The sequence below is a fragment of the Enterobacter sp. A8 genome (genome assembly GCF_004296595.1).
GTDB lineage: Bacteria > Pseudomonadota > Gammaproteobacteria > Enterobacterales > Enterobacteriaceae > Enterobacter > Enterobacter cloacae.
This window is the reverse complement of the sequence record NZ_SCMF01000012.1, coordinates 1-1,383: the sequence shown is the minus strand read 5'-3', so window position 1 is coordinate 1,383 and position 1,383 is coordinate 1. Positions and strand designations below refer to the sequence as shown.

The 1,383-nt window shown below is 54.4% G+C and carries 2 protein-coding genes; one reads left to right on the top strand and one right to left on the bottom strand.

Going from position 1 to position 1,383, the window contains the following annotated elements:
* Positions 1-265: 265 nt before the first annotated feature.
* Positions 266-787: a hypothetical protein gene (locus tag EQV24_RS23575; RefSeq protein ID WP_207905521.1), complete on the top strand. Its 522-nt coding sequence runs from the start codon at positions 266-268 to the stop codon at positions 785-787.
* Here the strand turns inward: EQV24_RS23575 and EQV24_RS23570 are convergent.
* The coding region (locus EQV24_RS23570) for a tail fiber domain-containing protein (protein WP_243649079.1) at positions 759-1,383 on the bottom strand (625 nt) is incomplete at its 5' end. The two genes, EQV24_RS23575 and EQV24_RS23570, sit on opposite strands and share 29 nt — an antisense overlap.

Sequence of the window (1,383 nt, the reverse complement as noted above, 5' to 3'; positions counted from 1 at the left end):
AGGAAGTAGCGCTACAAAGGATATCGGGCAGGCGCCCGGTAATGTAATGGAAGTAGGTTCTTTTGGCCTGGGAGAGACTCTTGACGGCAGTAACCACGTTGTAGATTTGGCCGGTAACAATAATACAGGCTTCGGCTATTGGAGTGCGGCGGGTGGCAACGGGGTCATGCCTGGCCAGTGGCAGGTAGGATTCAATATCAAAGGCGGCGGAGTTGTTGGTGCTCAGTTAGTTTTATCAGGGTATACAGCCGTCCCTCGCGCTATTTTGCGTAGTAGATCATCACCCACGGCTTGGGCTAGCGCAGAGCTCTACACCACATCTAACACCACGAAAGCCAGTGATGGCACGCTAAAAGCGGCCTCACCAGTTGCCCGCATAGTAACGAGTCGCGATGCATGCCAGCGCGCTGACGTAGCCGAAGATGGTTTCTCCTGGTGCGGCTGCGGGACAGCAAACGCAGAGGCGGAGGGCATAACCCTTTCTCGCCTTGAGGCGGGTGTTTACCTGCTGACAGGTTCGGCAGGCCTAGCGTACGAGGGGTGGCAGTTACTGCCGCCGATGGACCCTGGCGGCATGGGAGAACTTGGTGTGGTTGAGGCAGAGCAAACCGACAATGGCGAGCTGACAATCCGCCTGTTTAAGCGTAAATACATGCTGGGCGATGACGGAGAGATCATCAAAACCAAGGGAGAACTGATGGATGTCCCGGCGAACAGCTGGATCGATGTGCGCCTGGATATGCCTGACGATTCCCTGTTTAACCAGCGGATGAGCCAGGAGCAGTAACGTTGATCACTTCCTCTAAGGCGCTGACGCGGACAGCCAGCGCTTTGATTGCCGCCAGCGCATCGAGCATCAGAGGATTGAGGTCAAGCGTCATTTTCCCCGACTCCTCAGCCGAGTGAACATATTGCGGATCTATCTTTTCCAGTTCCTGAGCAATGACGCCGCGGCGAGTCGTTTTGGCTTCATCTGCAAGGTAGTAGAAGGTCTTAAAGTCCATTGCCACGATGTTGGCCAGCGACACTTCTAAATCCAGATCCCCTGTCACTGCCTTAAAGTTAATGTCCGATGTACCCGCAGACTGCAGCTGCGCCCAGGGCACTGAGGATTTTGGAGTTTGAGGGTCAGTGGTTGTAAGAAAGCGGCTGAATACCGCACTACCGGAAGTAATCCACAATTGGGAAATTCGCTGTCCTGTGTACGAACTCTGGAACCCACAGCCATTCGCAGGAGCCCACAGAGTATTGCCATCAGCATCACTGATGAAGGATGAACTGGCATCTGTGGGCTTATTTTGGAGAACAGTACCAACCCCAAAAGCCCCCACCTGCATGACATTCCCGGCTACCGTTCCTACATCCTTTGTCGCGCTACTTCCC